The sequence below is a fragment of the Pseudomonas ulcerans genome, assembly GCF_036324125.1.
Lineage (GTDB): Bacteria > Pseudomonadota > Gammaproteobacteria > Pseudomonadales > Pseudomonadaceae > Aquipseudomonas > Aquipseudomonas ulcerans.
The window spans coordinates 1-21950 of record NZ_JAZDQN010000066.1; the positions used below are offsets into that span (position 1 = coordinate 1).

Here is a 21950-nt window from a genome sequence, read left to right on the forward strand (position 1 = left end):
GCTCCGGGGGGGGTGGGTTGACCCCGGTTTGGCCTTGGGATAATCAACAACACCACCCGCGGTAAACCCCGCTCCCACAGGGTCCGCATTGCCTTGTCGGCTCTGGTATCTGAATCCCTTGGCCGGCAACCGAGCATTGCGCCCAACAAATACAGCATTCTGCCGTATTCAACTGCCCACCCCCGCCTCTTACGCTGATCCACATCGAACAACAGCAAAGAGGAATGCCTTCGTGACTGACTACAAGATCGCCCTGGTGGGCTTTGGCGGCGTGAACCGTGGACTGGCGCAGCTTATCGCCGAGCGCAATGCGCAGTGGCGCGCGACCCTGGGCTTCGGCCTGACCATCGTCGGCGTCACCGACCTGTTCCTCGGCTCGGTGCTCAACCGCGCCGGTCTCGACGCCGCCGAACTGGTCGCCCTGCCTGCGGAGAAGGGCGCCCTGGCCAGGATCGCCGGCGGCACCGCCGAGGCTTTCAACGAAACCGTGATCAAGCAGTCCGGCGCCGACATCATTGCCGAAGCCACCTTCACCAACCCGGTCGACGGCGAGCCGGCCGCGACCTTCTGCCGCTGGGCCCTGGAAAGCGGCATCCACGTGGTCACCAGCAACAAGGGCCCGATCGCCCTGCACGGCGCCGAACTCAAGGCCCTGGCCCGCCAGCGCGGGGTGGCCTTCGAGTACGAGGGCGCGGTGATGAGCGGCACCCCGGTGATCCGCGTGGCCCGCCAGGCCCTGGCCGGGTCCGGCTTGCAGGGCTTCGAAGGTATCCTCAACGGCACCTCCAACTATGTGCTGACGCGCATGAAGGAAGGCCTGTCCTTCGCCGAGGCCGTCGCCGAAGCGCAGCAGCTGGGCTACGCCGAAGCCGACCCGAGCGCGGATGTGGAAGGCTACGACGTGCGCCTGAAGGTGGTGATCCTGGCCAACGAACTGCTGGACGCGCGCCTGAAAGTAAGCGACGTGACCTGCTCGGGCATCAGTGCCATCAGCGCTGCGGATATTGCCAAGGCCGAGGCGACCGGACAGTGCTGGAAACTGATCGGCGCCGCGCGAAAGACCAGCGACGGCTCGGTCGAGGCCAGCGTGGAAGCGCGACTGTTGCCCCGGACGCACCCGTTGGCCGGGATTGGCGGGGCGATCAACGCCGTGTCCTTCAACACCGAGCTGCTCGGTGCCGTGACCGTCTCCGGACCTGGAGCAGGCCGCGTGGAAACCGCGTTCGCCCTGCTCTCCGACATCATCGCCCTGCATAACGCCGGCAAACGCTGAGGAGACCGCCATGACCCTGTCCCTGATGACCCTGCAGACGCTCACTCCGACCCATATCGAGGTGTTCAACCCGTTCGACGGCCGCCTGGTCGGTCGCGTGCCGTGCCAGGGTGCGGCGGATGTGCCTGCGCTGGCGCAGCGTGCCCGGGCCGGCGTGGCCGAGAGCGCGGCCATGCCGCGTCATCGCCGCGCGCGGATTCTCGAAGACGCCGCGCGGCGCGTCGAAGCCGAGGCCGATGCGTTCGCCAGCCTGATCGTCGCCGAGGCCGGCAAGACCCTGCGCCAGGCGGAAAAGGAAGTGAAGCGCTGCGTGAACACCCTCAAGCTGTCCGCCGAGGAAGCCCGGCGCAATGCCGGCGAGGTGGTGCCGTTCGATGCCTACGAGGGCTCGGAATCGCGCCAGGGCTGGTTCAGCCGCGAACCGCTGGGCCTGATCGTGGCGATCACGCCATACAACGATCCGCTGAACCTGGTCGCCCACAAGCTGGGCCCGGCCATCGCCGGCGGCAATGCGGTGATCCTCAAGCCTTCGGAACTGGCGCCACTGTCGGCGTTGAAGCTGGTGGACTGCCTGCGCCAGGCCGGCCTTCCGGAAACCGTGGTGACCACCGCCACCGGTGGCATCGAACTGGGCCAGGCGCTGGTGCAACTGCGCGATGCACGGATGATTTCCTTCACTGGCGGCTTTGCCACGGGCGAGGCCATCGCCCGCACGGCCGGCCTGAAGAAGCTGGCCATGGACCTGGGCGGCAATGCCCCGGTGCTGGTGCTGGCCGACTGCGACCTGCTGCCCACCGTGGAGTCCTGCGTTTCCGGGGCGTTCTGGGCCGCAGGGCAGAACTGCATCGGTACCCAGCGCATCCTGGTGCAGCGGGACGTCTACGTGGCATTCCGCGAGCGTTTCGTCACGGCAACCCAGGCCTTGCTGGCGGGGGATCCGGCATGTCGCGAGACGGATGTCGGGCCCATGGTCAGCGAACAGGCCGCGCGGCGTACCGAGCAGCGGGTTCAGGAGGCACTGGACGAAGGTGCCACGCTGCTTTGCGGTCATCGCCGACAGGGTTCGCTGTACGCGCCCACGGTGCTGGAGGACGTCAGCCATGCCAGTCAACTGTGGCAGCAAGAGGTGTTCGCCCCGGTGGTGATCCTGGAGGCGTTCGACGAACTGGACGAGGCCATCGACCTGGCGAACGCCCCGGAATACAGCCTGCACGCGGGCCTGTTCACCCGCGACCTGGGCACCGCCCTGAAACTGGCGCGGCGCCTGGAAGCGGGTGGGGTGATGATCAATGACTCGTCCGACTACCGCTTTGATGCCATGCCTTTCGGTGGCTTCAAGTACGGCAGCCTGGGCCGGGAAGGGGTGAGGTTCGCCTATGAGGAAATGACCCAGCCCAAGGTGGTGTGCCTGAATGCGCTAGGCGAGTGATAGCAGGCACCTCCTTGAACAGTACATAACCCATTGATTTAGCGGGGCAGTGTGGGAGCGGGTTTACCCGCGATTGCGATGGTGAGTTCACCGCCGCCATCGCGGGTGAACCCGCTCCCACAGAGTCCGCGTCGAGCTCACGCCTCGTGCTCTCTACGCGACAGAGCTGGTGGCCTCTCATAGAAAACACATAACTCATTAACCTTGCGAAAGCTGGTGTAGAACCTCCATGGCCTTGGCCGCATCCTGCACGCCGACAAAAATGTGATCGTGATAATACGCCGCCACCACATTGCAACTGATCCCGGCATTCCCCAGCGCCGCCGCGAACGCGGCGGTCAACCCGACGGCCTCCAGCGCGGAATGCACGGTCAGGGTGATCCACGCCGCGACGTAGCCATACTCCAGGCCCAGCGCATCGGCTCGGCCGCGCTCCAGGATTGCGGTCAGCCCTTCCTGTTCGCGGAAGCTGCCAAGCACTTCCTCGTCCTTGAGCAAGGTTGCGTCGGGTACCTGGCAGAACACGTATTCGCCGTCGTTCAGCAGGGGGTTCATGCCGCGCAGCAGCGCGGCGAGGGAGGTTTCGCCAGACATCGGAAGATCGCTCATGGTGAACAGGGGCATCCAGTGTGCTGGCGAATTGCGTCTTGGGGAATCAAAGTTGCTGATGCACGATCAGCAACGCTGATACCTCAATACCGCGCATCCACCGGTTTCTTGTCCTTGGGCCAGTCCTTCACCTTGCCGGCGAAATCCGGCCGTGGCTTGTGGCTGAAGTACTCGGCCACATCCACCGCTTCCTGGTCGGTCAGGCCACCCTGGCCGAGGGGGAAGCCCTCGTGGAAGGCGATCGGCATGTTCTTCTTCACGAACGCCGCGGCGGTGTAGGTGCGGGCCATGCCGGCGCCGATGTTGAAGGAGTCATCGCCCCACAGCGGCGGGTAGACCCACTTGCCGGCGGCATTCCTGATGCCTTCGCCGTCATCGCCATGGCACAGCGCGCACTGCACCGCGTAGAGCTTCTCGCCATTTTCCGGGTTCGGCACGATGGTTGGGTCGATCTTGCCGACGCCACGGCCTTCCACCTTGTCCTGCGGCCTGGTCTCGCGCTTCATCCAGTCGAAATAGGCCACCATCGCTTTCATCTCGACCGATTCCAGCCCTAGCGGCTTGCCATTCATCGAGCGCAGGAAGCAGCCGTTGATACGGTCTTCCAGGGTGATCACCCGCCCGGCCCGCGGCGCATAGCTGGGGAAGAATGCCGATACCCCGACATAGGGCGAGCCGTCCGCCACGGTGCCCGCGTTGAGATGGCAACTGGCGCAGTTGAGGGCATTGCCGACGTTGGCCGGGAGCAGTTCGTGGGTGTTGGTGTTCAAGCGTGCGCCGAGGATCAGCTGGTCGGCATTCGGCTCCTTGAGCAGGTCGGCCAGGCGTGGGGTTTCGAAGGGGCGGTTGTCGAGATTCTTGACATCGAGGCGCTTGCGCATCTCCGCCACCGTGGCGGCGGGGATCGCCTTGGCGGCCTGGCGTCCCCAGCTGTCGCGGGTGAAGTTGAGGATCTCGGCGATCTCCTGGTCGCTGAGGCGGGCGAACGACGGCATGCTCAGTGCCCGGGCGTTGTCGACGGTCTGCGCCGAGCGCCAGCCGGTCAGGGTGATGTGCACCAGGGTGGAGGGATCTTCCGACATCAGCACCGGGTTGCCGGCCAGCGGCGGGAACACGCCCTTGACCCCGGCACCGTCGGCGCGGTGGCAGTCGGCGCAGAATTGCTGGTAGCCGAGGCCGCCACGGGAAGCCAGCAGGCCGGTCGGGGTGGTGGCGCGGGGCGTGATAACCGGTGCCGGGCCCTGGGCGACCTGCATCGGCTTGTCATGTTCGGACGAGGGCAGTGACTTCAGGTACACGCCTACCGCGCGCAGGTCGCTGTCCTCCATGTACTGGGTGCTGTGCTGGACCACGTCGACCATGTTGCCGGACACCGTGCCATGGCTGTTGCGTCCGGTCTTGAGCATCTCGGCGGTCTGCTCCGGGGTCCACAGGTTGCGCAGGCTCAACGCGCGCCAGCCTTCCACGGTCTCGCCGGCGAGGAAGTATTCGCCCTGCCTGCCGGCTTCGGACAAGGTCTTCTCCTGGAAGCCGATGCCCCGTGGCGTATGGCAGGCGCCGCAGTGGCCGAGGCCCTGGACGATATAGGCGCCGCGGTTCCATTGCGCGCTCTGCGCGGGGTTGGCGGCGAACACCTTGTCGTCGAGGAACATCCAGTTCCACAGGGTCAGGCCCCAGCGCTGGTTGAACGGGAAGCCCATCTCCAGGGCACGGTTTTCCTGGCGAACCGGATTGACCCCTTGCATCAGGTAGGCATACAGCGCCTGCATGTCTTCGCCGCTGATCCGCGCGTAGGAGGGGTAGGGCATGGCCGGGTAGAGATTGTCGCCGTTGGCCGTCACGCCCTTGCGCATGGCCCGGTCGAACTGTTCGAAGGAGTAGTTGCCGATGCCGGTTTCCCGGTCCGGAGTGATGTTGGTGGAGTAGAGCACGCCGAACGGCGTCTCCAGGGCCAGGCCGCCGGCCATGGGTTTGCTGCGGTCGGCACCGGTGTGGCAGGCCACGCAATCGCCGAGGCGGGCGACATAGCGGCCGCGCTCCACCTGGGCACGGGTGAGGTTGTCGAGGTCGGCGGCGTAGTCGGCAGGAAGGTCATCGATGATCTGTGGGGCGCTGGCGTTGTCGCTGGCCCATGCCGGGGACAGGGCGCTGGCCAGCAGGGCGGCAGCGAGGGTTTGCACGGTTATGTTCATGAACGATCAGGTCCGTTTGATAGTCGTTATGTTTTTTAGTTATTGGTTCCTTACTTTTGGTTATTTGCTTTGCGCGCGTAGTGATCTTCATCAATGAATTGCTTGCAAAGTACAGATGCGTCTTTCATTGACCCACTCTCTGGTCGGGTTAGGCATGATGGTGGCCTTGACCAGGCATTTCGGGAGGAAATCAATGAACGACTACATGCTGCTGATGCACCGTGATGCGCACAATCCGCAGGCCGCTGCCGATCCTGAGCGCTGGGGCGAATACCTGGCCTGGCTGCAGGGCACCGGGCAGTTCGACGGCGGCAGTTCGATCGGTACCGGGCTGCGGCTGCGCAAGGGCCGGCCGGAGCAGCCGGATGACAGCGACCTCAGTGGCTTTATCAGGGTGCGTGCGGCCAGCCTTGAAGAGGCCAAGGGGTTTCTTTCCGGCAATCCGGTGTATGAAGCCGGCGGTACCGTGGTCATCCGCGAGCTGCCACGCAACTGACGTCGACAGGAAGGCCATGACAGCGCTCCGGCATCTAGTTAATGTATTAACTTTCTCGCCGCCAAGGAGCGCACCCATGCAGTACAGCCAGGCCACCACCCCCACCGAACAACCCCAGCGCCTGATCAACCGCCTGTCCCGGCACTGGGCACACAAGTTCCAGGTCGAGCAGCAGGATGGCCAGAGCCGCATCGATTTCGGCGGCAGTGGCTGCCTGCTCAAGGTCGTGGCAGAGGGCCTGTGGGTCGAGGCCTGGGCGCCGGCAGAGGAGATGGATGAGCTGGAAGTGGTGATCGTCGATCATCTGCAGCGCAATGCTGCGGCCGGGGAGACGCTGAGCTTCGCCTGGCAGCGTCGTGACTGAGCAGCGGGCCTCGCCTCAAGGCCACGGGTAGAACGTTTGCGCCCGGGCAGCGTCAGAGTCAGCAACGACCAGACGTTGAAGGGAGGTGATGATGACGGCTCCAGATCCGCGGTACGTGCAATGGCTGGTGGACCGCTCGATGCTCAAGGCGGCCCGCGAGCGCGCCAAGACCTACGCCGGCCAGTCGCGCCTGTGGCAGAACCCCTATGCCGAGGCACGGCCGAGAAGGGCCATCGAGATCGCCTCGGCCTGGCTGACGGTGTACCCGGATTCGATCATCGGCCCCGAGGAGGCCTCCGTGCTCGACGCCCTCGGCGCCGAAGTTCTGTGGAAAGGGCTCTCGGAGCTGGGCATCCAGGGCATCCACACCGGCCCGATCAAGCGTTCCGGGGGGATCCGTGGCGAAGCCTTCACCCCGAGCATCGACGGCAATTTCGACCGCATCAGCCTCGATATCGACCCGCTCTATGGCAGCGAGCAGCAACTGGTCCACCTGAGTCGCATGGCGGCGGCGCACAACGCGGTGACCATCGACGACTCGATTCCCTCCCACACCGGCAAGGGCGCCGACTTCCGCCTGGCCGAACTGGCCCATGAGGACTATCCCGGGATCTACCACTTGGTCGAGATCCGCGAGGAAGACTGGGGCCTGTTGCCGGAGGTGCCGGAGGGGCGCGACGCGGTCAACCTGAGCCCGGCGCAGTGCGATGAACTCAAGCTGCGCCACTACATCGTCGGCCAGTTGCAGCGGGTGATCTTCTTCGAGCCCGGCGTGAAGGAGACCGACTGGAGCGCCACCGCGCCCGTCACCGGCGTGGACGGCAAGACCCGGCGCTGGGTCTACCTGCACTACTTCAAGGAGGGCCAGCCGTCGCTGAACTGGCTCGACCCGACCTTCGCCGCCCAGCAACTGATCATCGGCGACGCCCTGCACTCCATCGACTGCCTCGGCGCCCGCGGCCTGCGCCTGGACGCCAACGGCTTCCTCGGCGTGGAGATGCGCGCCAACGATACCGCCTGGTCGGAAAGCCACCCGCTGTCGCTGACCGGCAACCAGCTGCTCGGCGGCATGATCCGCAAGGCCGGGGCCTTCAGCTTCCAGGAACTGAACCTGACCCTCGACGACATCGCGCAGATGTCCAGGGGCGGCGCAGACCTGTCCTATGACTTCGTCACCCGTCCGGCCTACCAGCACGCGCTGCTCACCGGCGATACCAGCTTCCTGCGCCTGATGCTCGGCGAGATGCAGCGTTTCGGCATCGACCCGGCCTCGCTGATCCATGCCTTGCAGAACCACGACGAACTGACCATCGAGCTGGTGCATTTCTGGACCCTGCACGCCAACGACATGTTCCTCTACAAGGGTCAGACCTTCCCCGGCAGCATCCTGCGCGAGCATATCCGCGAGGAAATGTACGAACGCCTGTCCGGCGAACATGCGCCGTACAACCTGCGTTTCGTCACCAATGGCGTGTCCTGCACCACGGTGAGCATCATCACCGCGGCCCTGGGCATCCGCGACCTGGCGCAGATCAGCGGCGAAGAGCTGGCGCTGATCCAGAAGATCCATTTGCTGCTGGTGATCTACAACGCCATGCAGCCGGGGGTGGTCGCGCTGTCCGGCTGGGACCTGGTGGGCGCGCTGCCGCTGGCCGCCGAGGAGGTGGCCGAGCGCATGCTCGACGGCGACACGCGCTGGATCCATCGCGGCGGCTACGACCTGGTCGACCTGGCGCCCGAGGCCAGCCGCTCGCTGCGTGGCATGCCGCGTGCGCGAGCCTTGTACGGCAGCCTGACCCGCCAGTTGCAGCAGCCCGATTCCTTCGCCAGCCAGGTGAAGAAGGTCCTGGCCGTGCGTCAGGCCTATGGCATTGCCTCAAGTCGCCAGGTGCTGGTGCCCGAAGTGCAGAACCCGGGGTTGCTGGTGATGGTCCACGAACTGCCGGCGGGGAAGGGCACGCAACTGACGGCGCTGAACTTCGGCCGCGAGACCATCGCCGAGGAAATCGTCCTGGAAGGCTTCAGTCCCGGCCCGGTGGTGGACATGCTCAGCGAGACGCTGGAGGGCGACCTGCGTGAAGACGGCCGCCTGCTGATCAACCTCGATCCTTTCGAAGCCCTGTCGCTGCGTATCGTCAGCAGTACCGGGCATGTCTGATCGGGGCTGCGAAGCAGCCCCGATCAGCCGGATCGATCAGCCGACCTGACCCGTTTCCTCCTTGAACCGCAACCGCCACCCATGCAGCAGCGGCTCGGTGTAGCCACTTGGTTGCTCCCGTCCCTTGAACACCAGGTCGCAGGCCGCGCGGAATGCATGGGACTGCTCGAACCCCGGCGCCATCGGCCGGTACGCCGGGTCGCCGGCATTCTGCTGGTCCACCACCGCCGCCATGCGCTCCAGCGTCCCGCGTACCCGCGTCCCATCCACCACGCCGTGGTGCAGCCAGTTGGCCACGTGTTGCGCCGAGATACGCAGGGTCGCGCGGTCTTCCATCAGCCCGACATCATGGATGTCCGGCACCTTGGAACAGCCCACGCCCTGTTCCACCCAACGCACCACGTAGCCGAGGATGCCCTGGCAGTTGTTGTCCAGCTCGGCCTGGACCTCGCTGTCGCTCCAGTCCCGCGCCGCACTCACCGGTACGCTCAGCAGGTCGTGCAGCAGCGCCTGGCGTTCCTGTGCCAGGTCAATGGACTCCAGTCCCGCCTGGACCGCCTGCACATCCACCTGGTGGTAGTGCAGGGCATGCAAGGTGGCGGCGGTCGGCGAGGGCACCCACGCCGTGTTCGCGCCGGCCTTGGGATGGGCGATCTTCTGTTCCAGCATGGCCGCCATCAGGTCCGGCATCGCCCACATGCCCTTGCCGATCTGCGCCCGACCGCGCAGGCCGCAGGCCAGGCCCACCAGCATGTTGTTGCGCTCGTAGGCCTGGATCCATGCGCAGCCTTTCATGTCGCCCTTGCGCAGCATGGCGTCGGCTTCCATGGCGCTGTGCATCTCGTCGCCGGTGCGGTCGAGGAAGCCGGTGTTGATGAACACCACCCGCTGCGCCGCCTCGGCGATGCACGCCTTGAGGTTGACGCTGGTGCGCCGCTCCTCGTCCATGATGCCCATCTTCAGGGTATGCCGCGCCAGGCCGAGCAGGTCTTCCACGCGCCCGAACAGGCGGTTGGCGAACGCCACTTCCCGCGGGCCATGCATCTTCGGCTTGACGATGTAGACGCTGCCGGCGCGGGAATTGCCCTTGCGTTGCAGGTCGTGCATCGCGGCGAGGCTGGTGACCACGGCATCGAGGATGCCTTCGGCAATCTCCCGGCCGTCCTGGTCGAGGATCGCCGGATTGCTCATCAGGTGGCCGACATTGCGCACGAACAGCAACGAGCGCCCCGGCAGGACCAGCTCGCCGCCGTCACGTCCGACGTAGCGGCGATCCGGGTTCAGGGTGCGGGCAAAGGCCTTGCCGCCCTTGCTGACCTGCTCGCTCAGGTCACCCTTCATCAGGCCCAGCCAGTTGCGATAGACCAGCACCTTGTCCTCGGCATCCACCGCCGCGACCGAGTCTTCGCAGTCCATGATGGTGGTGATCGCCGACTCCACCAGCAGGTCCTTGACCCCGGCCGGGTCAGTGGCGCCGATCGGGCTGGCGCGGTCGACCTGGATCTCGACATGCAGGGCGTGGTTCTTCAGGAGCAGGGCAATTGGCGCCTGGGCATCGCCCTGGTGACCGGCGAACTGGTCGGCGTTGACCAAGCCCGTGGCAGCCCCGTTGGCCAGCGCGACCTGCAGTGCGCCATCCACCACCCGATAAGCCTGGGCGTCGGCATGGGAGGCTCCTTCGAGGGGGAAGACTTCGTCGAGCAGCGCCTTCGCCCAGGCCACTACCCGTGCGCCACGCAGCGGGTTGTAGCCGGCGGTTTTCTGCGCGCCTTCTTCCTCGCCGATGACATCGGTGCCATACAGGGCGTCGTACAGCGAGCCCCAGCGCGCATTGGCGGCATTCAGCGCGTAGCGTGCGTTCATCACCGGGACCACCAGCTGCGGCCCGGCCTGGGTGGTGATTTCATGGTCGACATTGGCGGTGCTGACTCGCACCTCGGCAGGCTGCGGCAGCAGGTAGCCGATCTCTTCGAGGAAGGCGGTGTAGGCCGGCAGGTCGGCCACCGGTCCCGGATGACGGCGATGCCATTCGTCCAGGCGGGCCTGCAGGCTCTCGCGCTCGGCCAGCAGGGCGCGGTTCTCCGGCGCCAGGTCATGGACCAGCGCGTCCAGGCCGTGCCAGAAGGCCTCGGCGCTGACGCCGGTGCCTGGCAAGGCTTCATCCTCGATGAAGCGCTTGAGGTTTTCCGCCACCTGCAAGCGGTGGCACTGCGTACGTTGGCTCAACGTGGACTCTCCTTCACGACGGGTCATTCAAAGGGCTGCCGCGCCGACGGCGGCGACCTGTGCATCCTGTTCCGACTTCACCCCGGACACGCCCACGGCACCGACCACCTGGCCGTCCACCAGCACCGGCACGCCACCTTCCAGCGAGGTCAGCAGCGGCGCGCTGACGAAGGCCGTGCGCCCGCCGTTGACCATGTCTTCGTAGCCTTTGGTCGCGCGCCGGCCGAGGGCGGCGGAGCGGGCTTTCTCGGTGGCGATGTAGGCGCTGATCGGCGCACAGCCGTCGAGGCGTTCCAGGGCCAGCGGGTGGCCGCCGTCATCGACGATCGCCACGCTGACGTTCCAGCCGTTGCGCCGGGCCTCATCGCGGGCAGCGGCGAGGACGCGGGTGATGTCGCTGTGTTCCAGTACGGCTTTACGTTGCATGGGGTTGCTCCTGGGCAAGGGCTTCTTCGACCAGCTCGATCCAGTGCCGCACGGGCGTGCGCCCGGCACCGTCGAGATGGGTTTGGCAGCCGATATTGGCGGTGACGATGATTTCCGGGTTGCCGCTCTCCAGCGCGTTGAGCCGGTTGTCGCGCAGGCGCCGGGACAGCTCGGGCTGGGTCAGCGAATAGGTACCGGCCGAACCGCAGCAGAGGTGGCTGTCGGGTACGTTGGTGAGGCTGAAACCGAGGCGGCCGAGCACGGCTTCGACGGCGCCGCCGAGTTTCAGGGCGTGCTGCAGGGTGCAGGGGCAATGGAAGGCCAGGCGGCGCTCGGCATGGATGCCCAGGTCTTCCAGTGGCTCGGCGCCGAGCACCTGGGCCAGGTCGCGGCTCAGGGCGCTGACCCGTTCGGCCTTGGCCGCATAGGCCGGATCCTGTTCCAGCAGGTGGCCGTAGTCGCGGACGAAGGCGCCGCAGCCGCTGGCGGTCTGCACGATGGCTTCGGCGCCGGCCTCGATGGCCGGCCACCAGGCGTCGATATTGCGCCGGGCCCGCTCCAGGCCCTGTTCCTGGGCGTTCAGGTGATAGTCGATGGCCCCGCAGCAGCCCGCCTTCCGCGCCGCGACCACGGAAATCCCCAGGCGGTCGAGCACCCGGGCCGCTGCCGCATTGGTGTTGGGCGACAGCGACGGCTGCACGCAGCCTTCGAGCATCAGCACCTTGCGTGGGTGGCGGCTGGCCGGACGCGCCTTGGCCTGCGGCGCATGGCGCGGCAGCTTGGCCTTGAGCGTCGCCGGCAGCAGGGGGCGGAAGACCTGGCCGGTACGGCTCAGCGCCTTGAACAGCGCCGGCCGCGGGACCACGGCGCGCAGGCCCTGGCGCAGCAGGCGCTCGCCCAGCCCGCGCGGCACCTGCTGTTCGACCACGGCGCGGCCGATATCCAGCAGGTTGTGGTACTCCACGCCAGATGGGCAGGTGGTCTCGCAGTTGCGGCAGGACAGGCAGCGGTCCAGGTGCTCGCGGGTGCTGGCCGTGACGTCCTGGCCTTCGAGCACCTGCTTGATCAGGTAGATGCGGCCGCGCGGGCCGTCGAGTTCGTCGCCCAGCAACTGGTAGGTGGGGCAGGTGGCGGTACAGAAGCCGCAGTGCACGCAGGAACGCAGGATGCGCTCGGCTTCCTCGGCGCGGGGCAGGCTCCTGGCCTGTTCACTCAGATGGGTTTGCATGACGTCTCAGACCTCCGCGTAGAGTCGGCCAGGGTTGAAGATGCCCTGGGGATCGAGCTGTTTCTTCAGGCGCTGGTGGTAGCGCAGCAGCAGGGGTGGCAAGGGCTGGAACGGCGCGTCGCTGGTGCCGTAGCAAGTGGCATGGCCACCGACTGCGCTGACGCTGTGGCGGATCGTTTCGGCGGGGGCGTCTGACATCAGCCAGCGCTGCGCGCCGGCCCAGTCCAGCAGTTGCCGGCCTGGAATCTGCAGCGCTGGCGTGTGGCTGGGTACGCTGAGGCGCCAGAGCGTCTGCCCGCTGGCGAAGAACGCCAGGCGCTGTTCGCGCAGTTGCGTCCAGTAGTCGCTGTCCAGGGGTTCGCCGCCGAGGCGCTTGCAGGCGGAGCGGACCGAACCTTCGCCGCCTTCGAGCCGCAGGTGCAGGGCTTCGCCGTCGTGGCAGGCGGCGCTGATGGGCAGCGGCTGCTGGCCCCATTCCGCCAGTTCGCAAAGGGCGGTGGCGGCATCCATTTCCAGGCGCAGGCTGACGCAGGTACGCGGCTTCGGCAGGACCTTCAGCGACACCTCGGTAATCAGTCCCAGGCAACCAAAGCTGCCGGCCAGCAGGCGCGACAGGTCGTAGCCGGCGACGTTCTTCATCACCTCGCCGCCAAAGCGCAGCAACTGGCCGTGGCCTGTGATGACCCGGGTACCCAGCACATGGTCGCGCGCCGAGCCGGCCCAGGGCCGGCGTGGGCCGGAAAGGCCGCTGGCGATGGCCCCGCCGAGGGTGGCGCCGTCGCCCAGGTGCGGCGGCTCGAACGGCAGCCGCTGGCCGCGTTCATCGAGGGCCGCCTCGATTTCCGCCAGCGGCGTCCCGGCGCGGGCGCTGAGCACCAGTTCGGTCGGATCGTAGCTGACGATGCCGCGGTGGGCGCGGGTGTCCAGCATTTCGCCGGCCACCGGACGGCCAAGCATGGCCTTGCTGTTGCCGCCCTGGATACGCAATGGGGTGCGAGCGTCGAGGGCCTGGTTGACCTGCTCCAGCAGGGCGGTGCTGTGATCGTTGTCCATCAGAAGCGCTCCAGTTCCGGGAACGGCAGTTTTCCCTGGTGGATATGCATCGAGCCGAACTCGGCGCAGCGGTGCAGGGTGGGGATGTTCTTGCCCGGGTTGAGCAGGCCGGCGGGATCGAAGGCGTGCTTGACCGCATGGAACAGGGTGATTTCCTCGCTGCTGAACTGGGCGCACATCTGGTTGATCTTCTCGCGGCCGACGCCGTGCTCGCCGGTGATGCTGCCGCCCACCGCTACGCACAGTTCGAGGATGCGCGCGCCCAGGGCCTCGGCGCGCGCAAGCTCGCCGGGCTGGTTGGCATCGAAGAGGATCAGCGGGTGCATGTTGCCGTCGCCGGCATGGAACACGTTGGCCACCCGCAGGCCGAACTCCCGCGACAGTTCCTCGATGCCGCGCAGCACTGCCGGCAGCTCGCGCCGGGGGATGGTGCCGTCCATGCAGTAGTAGTCGGGGGATATCCGCCCGACCGCCGGAAAGGCGTTCTTGCGCCCGGCCCAGAAGCGCACGCGCTCGGCTTCGTCGCGGGCCAGGCGCACATCGGTGGCGCCGGCCTGCTTGAGTACCGCTTCGACCCGCTCGCAATCCTCGCGCACGTCGGCCTCGACGCCGTCCAGCTCGCACAGGAGCATGGCCGCCGCGTCCACCGGGTAGCCGGCGTGGATAAAGTCCTCGGCGGCGCGGATCGACAGGTTGTCCATCATCTCCAGGCCGCCGGGGATGATGCCGGCGCCGATGATGTCGGCCACCGCGCGCCCGGCCGCTTCCACCGAGTCGAAGCTGGCCAGCAGCACCCGCGCCACCTGGGGCTTGGGCAGCAGCTTGACGGTGACCTCGGTGACGATGCCGAGCATGCCCTCGGAGCCGGTGAACAGCGCCAGCAGGTCGAAGCCGGGCGAATCCAGGGCGTCGCTGCCGAGGGTCAGGTGCTCGCCCTCGACGGTGAGGATGTCCACGCGCAGCAGGTTGTGCACGGTCAGGCCGTACTTCAGGCAGTGCACGCCGCCGGCGTTCTCGGCGACATTGCCGCCGATGGAACAGGCGATCTGCGAGGACGGGTCGGGGGCGTAGTACAGGCCGTGGGGCGCCGCGGCCTGGGAGATGGCCAGGTTGCGCACGCCGGGCTGGACGCGGGCAAAGCGCCCTTGCGGGTTGACCTCGATGATCCGGTTGAAGCGCGCCATCACCAGCAGGATGCCTTTTTCCAGGGGCAGGGCGCCGCCGGACAGGCCGGTGCCGGCGCCGCGAGCGACCACCGGGACCTGGTTGGCGTGACAGAGCTTGAGCAGGGTCTGTACCTGCTCCATGCGCTCCGGCAGGACCACCAGCAAGGGCACCACACGATAGGCGGACAGGCCGTCGCACTCGTAGGGGCGCAGGTCTTCGGCGCGGTGGAGGATTTCCAGGTCGGGCAGGGCGTGGCGAAGCTGTGCCAGCACTTTCGCCTTGTCGACCGCAGGCAGCGCGCCATCGACGCGCTCGTCGTAGAGGATGTTCATCAGGCTCGGACGTCCGTTTCTTGTTGTTGGGCTGAACGCTGTCCAGACTGCGCGCGGGCCAGGGAAGCGTCGATGGGCAGGCGAACTGGTCCTACCAGTTTTTGCGCGGGATCGCTGACAAAGGTGGCTGTTTCACGGATTTCGCCGATACACTCGGTGCAGAAGTCAGCATCGATTTTTCATCTGGTCCTACCAGTTGAAGGGAGTGTTCCGATGGGCGAAAACAAGACCCAGATCGCCGACCAGGTTGCCGCGCGGATCGAAAAACTGATCGTCGATGGCGTGCTCAAGGTCGGCCAGGCCCTGCCATCGGAGCGGCGCCTGGTGGAAAAGCTCGGTTGTTCGCGCTCGGCCTTGCGCGAGGGGCTGCGCATCCTGCGCGGGCGCGGCATCGTCGACACCGAGCATGGCCGGGGCTCCTTCGTCGCCGACCTGAACCGCACCGAGGACGCCACGCCGCTGATGCACCTGTTCAGCTCGCAGCCGCGCACCCTGTTCGACCTGCTGGAAGTGCGTGCGCTGCTGGAGGGTGAGTCGGCGCGGCTGGCGGCCTTGCGCGCCACCGATGTGGACCGCTTGCTGATCAAGCGCCGTTTCGACGAGATGGTGGCCTTCCATGAAGACCCGCAGGCCCAGGACGCCCGCGAACAGGCGCGGCTGGACCATGCCTTCCACCGGGCGATCAGCGAGGCCTCCCACAATCCGGTGCTGGTGCATACGCTGCAGGGGCTCAACGAGCTGATGCTCAGCACCGTGTTCGCCTCGGTGAACAACCTCTACTGCCGCCCGGCGCAGAAACGCCAGATCGACCGCCAGCACACCAAGCTGTATCACGCGGTGATGGAGCAGTTGCCGGAACAGGCGCAGCGTGCGGCGCGGGAGCACATCACCAGCATCCGCGACAACCTGCGGGAGATCGAGCAGGAGGAGCAGCGGCTGGTGCGGGCGACGATGCGCCTGGAAGGATGGGGGTAGCGGGGCAGCAAAAAGGCGACCGATGGTCGCCTTTTGTTCGATTCGCCCGCTGTCAGTGAGCGCGGGCTGGCTTTTGCCGGCTCTGAAGATCCCTGGCGACCCTGATCGTTACTTTTTCGAAGTCGTGGCTCGCTTCGCTCGGGTCGATCCGCCATCGCGCATTCCAAGTTTTACCTGCAGGCCGGGAGGAAATGTCTCGGATGCCTTGCGGGCGCGTTTGAAATCAGCGCTGGTCATCTCCCTTACTTCACCTTCTGCATTCACCAGCGGTTGATCAGTGGTTCCCATCGTCATTTACCTCTCGTCCGGTCGCGTATGCCTGGCCACAAAGCCCCCGACGGGGTACGCATCCATGCGCTGGCGTCGTTGAGGCTAGTCGCTCGCAAGACGGCCTGTCTCCGGAAACCTCCCCCTCAGAAGACTATTTCGTAACTGACGATGACCCGATTCTCATCCACCCCATCCTGCAGGCTCGATCGCGCCGTGGCATTGCGCCAGCGCAGCCCGAGGTTCTTCAGCGGTCCGCTTTGCACCACATAGGCCAGGTCCGTGGTGCGTTCCCATTCGTGGCCATCCTCGCCGGCGGCCCGCAACAGCGCGGCCTTGCGGGTGGAGACATGGCTGACGTCCACATCGTCGCCCTTCACGTAGCGCAAGGTGAAGGTCAGCCCCGGAATGCCCAGCGCCGCGAAGTCGTAGTCGTAGCGCGCATGCCAGGCCCGTTCGTCCTGCAGGGAGAAGGTGTAGGCCTGCTGCTCGCTGAACAGGTAGGTATCGGTGCCGCCGAGATAGGCGTAGGCCGTGTCGCCGGAGACTTTCTGGTAGCCGCCGCTGATCCGGTGCCCGCCCAGTTGGTAGCCGAAGTTGCTGCTGATCGCCCGGTTGTCCACCTCACCGATCCGCGCCGCACCCGATTCCCGCGCGGTGAAGTGGCGGATCTCGCCGAAGGCCTTGCCCGGCCCCAGCGCCACGGCGTATTTCACGCCGAGGTAGGTGCGGCGGTAGAAGTCTTCCAGGTCGCTGGCATGGGCGCTGAGGGTGAGGTCGGCGACGGGCTGCCAGTCGACACCGCCGTAGCGGTAGCTGTCGCTGTGCACGGCGGCCGACCAACTGCCGACCTGGGCCATGGTGGTCAGGTCCTCGGAGTTCGCCGAGTCCCGTTGTTTGACCTTGTCGACCCGGCCGAAGTGGACGGTGAAGTCGCCGAGGTCGCGGGAGGTCAGTTGCCCGCCCTCGAAGTATTGCGGCAGCAGCCGGCTGTTGTTCGAGGCCAGCAGCGGCAGCACCGGGTTGAGGCCGCCATAGCGCAGTTCGGACTTGCCGATGCGCAGTTTGGCGGTGAGCAGGGCCTTGGCGTAGTCGTCCTCGGCCCGGCCATCCGCATTGCGCGGCAGCAAGCCGGTGCCGGAGCGCTGCTGGCCCGAATCCAGCTTCAGCCCGAGCATGCCTACGGCATCCAGGCCGAAGCCCACCGGACCCGGGGTAAAGCCGGATTGCCAGTTGAGGATGAAGCCCTGGGCCCATTCCTCGCGTTTCGACTGGCTGGGAAAACCGTCGCGAAAATCCCGGCTGAAGTAGAAGTTGCGCAGCTCAAGCTTGCCCTTGCCGTCGTCGATGAAACCGGCCGACGCATTCGCTGCGAGCACGGCGCAGCCCAGCCCCGCGCCCGCGGCGCGGGCCAGGCGGTAGGTATCTTTTGTCATTGTTCTTACCTGTGGGGTGGGGCTCAGGCTTTGGCCGGGTTCTTCACGCACAGCGCAATGAGCAGCACGCTGGCGAGGATCAGCGGGACGATGGAGAGCATGCCCATGTAGCTGATGCCGGTGAGGTCGTTGACGAAGCCGACCATGGCCGGGGAGACGATGCCGCTCAGTTGCCCCAGGGAGTTGATCGCCGCCGTGCCCGTGGCGATGCCGAGCCCGGAGAACGTCGACTGGGGGATGGTCCAGAACACCGGGATGGCGATGAAGGTGCCGGCGGTGGCGAGCACCAGGGCCAGCATCAGTGCCACCGGGTTGCCCGAGAAACTGCAGGCGAGGATATAGCCCAGGGCCGAGGCGACCATGCACCAGAGCAGGTAGCTCTTGCGATCGCCGGTGCGGTCGGAGCGGCGGGTGACGACCAGCATGCCGATGCACGCCACGACATAGGGCGAGGCACTGAGCAGGCCGACGGTGAGCAGGTCGTGCACGCCGGACATCTGGATCAGGTTGGGCATCCAGAAATTCAGGCCGTAGCTGGCGCTCTTGATCACGAAGTAGATCAGCGCGAACACCGCCACTTCCCGGGTCAGCAGTACTCGCCACAGCGCGCCGTGATTGTGGTCGCCACCCTTGCGGTCGGCCTGGAGGTTGTCCTTGAGCTGCTGTTTTTCCTCGGCGTTGAGCCAGCGCGCCGAATCGATGTCCTTGTCCAGCTTCCACAGCACCGCGATGCCCAGCAGCACGCACGGCAACCCGGAGAGCAGGAACAGCCAGTGCCAGCCGGCCAGGCCGAGCAAGCCGTCCATCCGGCCGAGGATCAGCCCGGCGGCTGGCGAGCCCAGGGCGCCGGCCAGGGGCACGGCGAGGAACCACAGGCCATTGATCCGCGCGAGGTAGCGCTTGGGAAACCAGCAGGCCAGGTAGAACAGGATCGCCGGGCCGAAGCCGGCTTCCATCACGCCGATCAGGAAGCGCAGGAAGTACAGGGTGTACTGGGTGTAGGCGAACACCAGGGCGGCGGTGGCCAGGCCCCAGGACACCATGATCCGGCAGATCCACGCTGGCGCCCCGTACTTCTTCAGGCCCCAGCTGCTGGGCACCTCGAACAGCACGTAGCCGATGAAGAACATGCTCGCGGCCAGGCCATAGGCGGCGTCGCTCAGGCCCAGCTCGGCCTGCATCTGGGTCTTGGCGAAGCTGATGTTGATGCGGTCGAAATAGGAAAACAGGAAGCAGATGATCGCCAGCGGCATGATCCGCCAGGCGACGCGGCGGTACAGCAGCAGTTCGTTGATACGGGCAGCAGGGGCGTGGTCGATGTCCAGCGCCGTCGAGGACGTGGTCATGGTGTTCTCCATTCTTGTAATTGTGCGGAGAGTGGCCGCCATCGAGGGCGGCAATCCTGGGTCAGGCGATACGGATCAGGGTGCGCTTGTGGGTGCGGGCACGCTCCACGTAGTCACTGGCATTGCGCCGGAAAGCCTGGATGGCGGCCTCGTCCAGCTCGCGCACCACCTTGGCCGGCACGCCGAGGATCAGCGAGTTGTCCGGGTACACCTTGCCTTCCGGCACCAGCGAGCCGGCGCCCACCAGGCAGTTGCGGCCGATCACCGCGCCATTGAGGATCACCGACTGGATGCCGACCAGGCTGCCGTCGCCGATCTGGCAGCCATGCAGCATCGCCTGGTGGCCGATGGTCACGTCGTTGCCCACCCGCAGCGGATGGCCGGGATCGGTGTGCAGCACCGCGCCTTCCTGGACATTGCTGCCGGTGCCGATCTCGATCAGCTCGTTGTCGCCGCGCAGCACCGCCTGGGGCCAGACGCTGGCGCCCTGGCCCAGGGCTACCTTGCCGATCACCGTGGCGTCCTCGGCCACGTAGACGTCATCGTGCAGTTCCGGCCTGTGGCCGTCGTATTCATAGATCGCCATGTTGGTGTTCTCTTGTTCTTATTGATCGGTACGCAGCACGCCGGCTTCGCGCAGGCGGGCGATCTCGGCGTCGGCGTAGCCGAGGCCACGCATCACCGCCAGGGTGTCCTCGCCGATCCGCGCGATCGGCCGGCGCGGCGCCAGGCGCTCGCCGTCGAGGGAGAAGGGCAGCAGCGGCATGTCGGTGTGGGAGCCGTCTTCCAGTTCCAGACGGGCCAGGCCGCCGCTGTGGATCAGGTGCTCGTCGTCGAACAGCTCTTCCGGGCGACGGATCGGCGCGAAGGGAATGCCGTTGGCTTCCAGGCGCGGGGCCAGTTCGCCAGCGTCGAGGGTCGCGAAGATCTCGGCCAGGTGCGCCAGCAGGCGCGGGCGCTGCAGGACCCGGTCGTTGTTGCTGGCCAGGGTCGGATCGTTCATCAAGGCCTCCTGGCCCAGCAGGGTGCACAGGGTGCGCCACTGGCCGTCACCGGTGGCGGCGACGAACATCTGCTCGCCGCCGGCAAAGCTGAACACGTCGTAGATGGCCCAGGCGCTGATGCGGTTGGGCATCGGTGCCGCCGCCTCGCCGGTGACCACGTACTGCTGCATGTGCTGGGCGGCCAGCAGCACGCAGTTCTCGTACAGCGCGCTCTGCACCTCGCGGCCCTGGCCGCTGCGCTGGCGCTCATAGAGCGCGGCGAGCACGGCGATGGCGCCGAACATGCCGCCCATGATGTCGTTGACCGAACTGCCGGCGCGCAACGGCCGGCCCACCGGCCCGGTCATGTAGGCCAGGCCGGCCATCATCTGCACCACTTCGTCGAGGGCCAGGCGCTGGTCGTAGGGGCCGGCGAGAAAGCCCTTGTGGGTGGCGTAGATCAGCCGCGGATTGCGCTGTTTCAGCGCGCTGTAGCCGAAGCCGAGGGCGTCCATGCGCCCGGGCTTGAAGTTCTCGATGAACACGTCGGCGCTGTCCAGCAGCTTGAGCACCGCGTCACGGCCTTCCGCGGTTTCCACATCCACCGCCAGGCTCTGCTTGTTGCGGTTGAAGGTGCGGAAGAAACCGGCACCGGCGCCGAGCAGGCGGCGAGTACCGTCGCCCTTGAGCGGTTCGACCTTGATCACCTCGGCGCCGAGGTCGGCGAGGATCATGCCGCAGGTGGGGCCCATGACCATATGGGACATTTCCACGACGCGCACGCCGTCGAGTGGCAACTGCTGCATGTTCATTCTCCCCGGGCGCTGAAGTGTTTCGGCAGGCCGGCGCGGGCGATATGGCCGTACAGCGGCTCGCCGGGCAGGGCCTCGGCCAGCAGCGCGCGCGAAGCGATCAGGCGTGGCAGGTCGATGCCGGTGGTGTAGCCCATGCTTTGCAGCATGAACACCAGGTCTTCGGTCACGGTATTGCCGGATGCACCGGGGGCGAAGGGGCAGCCGCCGAGGCCGGCGAGGGACGAATCCAGCTCGCGGATGCCGTGCTGCACGGCGACCAGGCTGTTGGCCAGGGCCAGGCCGCGGGTGTCGTGGAAGTGGGCGGCGTGCAGCTTTGATCCGGCGATTTCGCGGACCGCGTCGAGGGTATCGCCGACCTGGCCGGGGGTGGCGTAGCCGGTGGTGTCGCCGAGGGAGATCTGTTCGCAGCCGGTTTCCAGCACGCGGCGGACCAGGGCGCAGAGCTCGGCGATGCTCACTTCGCCCTGGCGGGTGCAGCCGAAGGCGGTGGACATGCCGGCGACCATGATCACCTCGTGGCGGCCGCTGCTGCTGCGCAGGTCGCACATGCGGGCGAATTCCTCGACCATTTCTTCCGGCGAGCGGCGCACATTGGCCTGGCTGTGGGCGGCGCTGACCGAGATCGGCGCGACGATGCGCTGGGCGCCGCTGGCCAGGGCGTTTTCCGCGCCACGCAGGTTGGGGGCGAGGACGCTGACCTGCAGGTCGGGGTAGGTGAGGGCGTGGGCCACCACGTCGGCGGCGTCGGCCATCTGCGGCAGCAGGCGGGCCGGGACGAAGGAGGCGACCTCCATGTGGCGTACGCCGGCGGCGTAGGCCTGGTCGATCCAGCGTTTCTTGGCGTCGGTGGGCATGATCGCCTGCAGGCTCTGCAGGCCGTCGCGCATGCCGACTTCGTTGATGGTTATTGTTGTTGTCATGGGCTCTCTCGCGGGGTATTGCGGTGGTGTGCCTAAGGTAGGCAGCGAGGGGGCGGGGGAAAAGACGTCTTTGGCGGGGGTATCCATCGTGGATGACGATGGATACCCCAAGGCGCACTGCGGCCCCTCTGTGGGAGCGGGGGGGGCCCCCCGGGGGGGGGGGTTTTGTAGACCGCCACATCCGGGGGGGACCCCGCCCCCACGGGGGGGGGGGGGGGGGGCGGAACACCCCCGGCCCCCCCCCCCAGGTGTTGG

The 21950-nt window shown here is 66.8% G+C and carries 19 protein-coding genes; 6 read left to right on the forward strand and 13 right to left on the reverse strand.

Annotated elements, in window-relative coordinates; translation table 11 throughout:
• Positions 1 to 232: 232 nt before the first annotated feature.
• Positions 233 to 1273, forward strand: coding sequence for a homoserine dehydrogenase (locus tag V0R59_RS30085; RefSeq protein ID WP_330076324.1), 1041 nt, complete (start codon positions 233 to 235; stop codon positions 1271 to 1273).
• A 10-nt stretch (positions 1274 to 1283) separates the two neighbouring features.
• Positions 1284 to 2702, forward strand: coding sequence for an aldehyde dehydrogenase family protein (locus V0R59_RS30090; protein ID WP_330076325.1), 1419 nt, complete (start codon positions 1284 to 1286; stop codon positions 2700 to 2702).
• 198 nt (positions 2703 to 2900) lie between these two features.
• Here the strand turns inward: V0R59_RS30090 and V0R59_RS30095 are convergent, their stop codons facing one another.
• Together V0R59_RS30095 and V0R59_RS30100 are read right to left on the reverse strand one after the other, a co-directional pair.
• The gene (locus V0R59_RS30095; protein ID WP_330076343.1) at positions 2901 to 3296 is read right to left on the reverse strand and encodes an ACT domain-containing protein; all 396 of its coding nucleotides are present in this window, start codon (positions 3294 to 3296) and stop codon (positions 2901 to 2903) included.
• A gap of 98 nt (positions 3297 to 3394) precedes the next feature.
• A complete protein-coding gene (locus V0R59_RS30100; protein WP_330076326.1) occupies positions 3395 to 5503 on the reverse strand; it encodes a c-type cytochrome in 2109 nt (702 codons plus the stop codon).
• Between the two features lie 193 nt (positions 5504 to 5696).
• On the opposite strand from V0R59_RS30100, the gene V0R59_RS30105 reads away from it, so the two are divergent.
• From V0R59_RS30105 to treS, 3 genes are all read left to right on the forward strand, one after another.
• Complete coding sequence (locus tag V0R59_RS30105; protein WP_330076327.1) at positions 5697 to 5999, forward strand: YciI family protein; 303 nt, start codon at positions 5697 to 5699, stop codon at positions 5997 to 5999.
• Between the two features lie 76 nt (positions 6000 to 6075).
• Positions 6076 to 6363, forward strand: coding sequence for a DUF2218 domain-containing protein (locus V0R59_RS30110; RefSeq protein ID WP_330076328.1), 288 nt, complete (start codon positions 6076 to 6078; stop codon positions 6361 to 6363).
• Positions 6364 to 6454: 91 nt separating this feature from the next.
• The gene (gene treS / locus V0R59_RS30115; protein ID WP_330076329.1) at positions 6455 to 8521 is read left to right on the forward strand and encodes a maltose alpha-D-glucosyltransferase; all 2067 of its coding nucleotides are present in this window, start codon (positions 6455 to 6457) and stop codon (positions 8519 to 8521) included.
• 36 nt (positions 8522 to 8557) lie between these two features.
• Here the strand turns inward: treS and V0R59_RS30120 are convergent, their stop codons facing one another.
• From V0R59_RS30120 to glcD, 5 genes are read right to left on the reverse strand one after another with little or no spacing between them, the layout of a single operon-like run.
• Entirely contained in the window at positions 8558 to 10747 is a 2190-nt protein-coding gene (locus tag V0R59_RS30120) for a malate synthase G (RefSeq protein WP_330076330.1), read from the reverse strand.
• 27 nt (positions 10748 to 10774) lie between these two features.
• Entirely contained in the window at positions 10775 to 11173 is a 399-nt protein-coding gene (locus tag V0R59_RS30125; RefSeq protein WP_330076331.1) for a heme-binding protein, read from the reverse strand.
• Complete coding sequence (gene glcF / locus V0R59_RS30130; RefSeq protein WP_330076332.1) at positions 11163 to 12401, reverse strand: glycolate oxidase subunit GlcF; 1239 nt, start codon at positions 12399 to 12401, stop codon at positions 11163 to 11165. The genes V0R59_RS30125 and glcF overlap by 11 nt, the downstream gene beginning before the upstream one ends.
• Positions 12402 to 12407: 6 nt before the next feature.
• The gene (gene glcE / locus V0R59_RS30135; protein ID WP_330076333.1) at positions 12408 to 13454 is read right to left on the reverse strand and encodes a glycolate oxidase subunit GlcE; all 1047 of its coding nucleotides are present in this window, start codon (positions 13452 to 13454) and stop codon (positions 12408 to 12410) included.
• Complete coding sequence (glcD, locus tag V0R59_RS30140; RefSeq protein ID WP_330076334.1) at positions 13454 to 14953, reverse strand: glycolate oxidase subunit GlcD; 1500 nt, start codon at positions 14951 to 14953, stop codon at positions 13454 to 13456. Before glcD ends, glcE begins: the two co-directional genes overlap by 1 nt.
• A gap of 213 nt (positions 14954 to 15166) precedes the next feature.
• Here glcD and glcC point away from each other — a divergent pair, with 213 nt between their 5' ends.
• The gene (gene glcC / locus V0R59_RS30145) at positions 15167 to 15928 is read left to right on the forward strand and encodes a transcriptional regulator GlcC (RefSeq protein ID WP_330076335.1); all 762 of its coding nucleotides are present in this window, start codon (positions 15167 to 15169) and stop codon (positions 15926 to 15928) included.
• Positions 15929 to 16036: 108 nt separating this feature from the next.
• Here the strand turns inward: glcC and V0R59_RS30150 are convergent, their stop codons facing one another.
• The 6 genes from V0R59_RS30150 to V0R59_RS30175 form a co-directional block, all read right to left on the reverse strand.
• Entirely contained in the window at positions 16037 to 16222 is a 186-nt protein-coding gene (locus V0R59_RS30150) for a hypothetical protein (RefSeq protein WP_330076336.1), read from the reverse strand.
• Between the two features lie 119 nt (positions 16223 to 16341).
• The gene (locus tag V0R59_RS30155) at positions 16342 to 17631 is read right to left on the reverse strand and encodes an OprD family porin (RefSeq protein ID WP_330076337.1); all 1290 of its coding nucleotides are present in this window, start codon (positions 17629 to 17631) and stop codon (positions 16342 to 16344) included.
• Positions 17632 to 17654: 23 nt separating this feature from the next.
• Positions 17655 to 18977 carry an MFS transporter gene (locus tag V0R59_RS30160; RefSeq protein ID WP_330076338.1) on the reverse strand — a complete coding sequence of 441 codons (1323 nt, stop codon included), beginning with the start codon at positions 18975 to 18977 and terminating at the stop codon, positions 17655 to 17657.
• A 61-nt stretch (positions 18978 to 19038) separates the two neighbouring features.
• Positions 19039 to 19563 (reverse strand): gamma carbonic anhydrase family protein, encoded by a 525-nt coding sequence (locus tag V0R59_RS30165; RefSeq protein WP_330076339.1) that lies wholly within the window; start codon positions 19561 to 19563, stop codon positions 19039 to 19041.
• Between the two features lie 18 nt (positions 19564 to 19581).
• Entirely contained in the window at positions 19582 to 20766 is a 1185-nt protein-coding gene (locus V0R59_RS30170) for a CaiB/BaiF CoA transferase family protein (RefSeq protein ID WP_330076340.1), read from the reverse strand.
• A gap of 2 nt (positions 20767 to 20768) precedes the next feature.
• Positions 20769 to 21695: a hydroxymethylglutaryl-CoA lyase gene (locus V0R59_RS30175; protein ID WP_330076341.1), complete on the reverse strand. Its 927-nt coding sequence runs from the start codon at positions 21693 to 21695 to the stop codon at positions 20769 to 20771.
• Positions 21696 to 21950 lie beyond the last annotated feature (255 nt).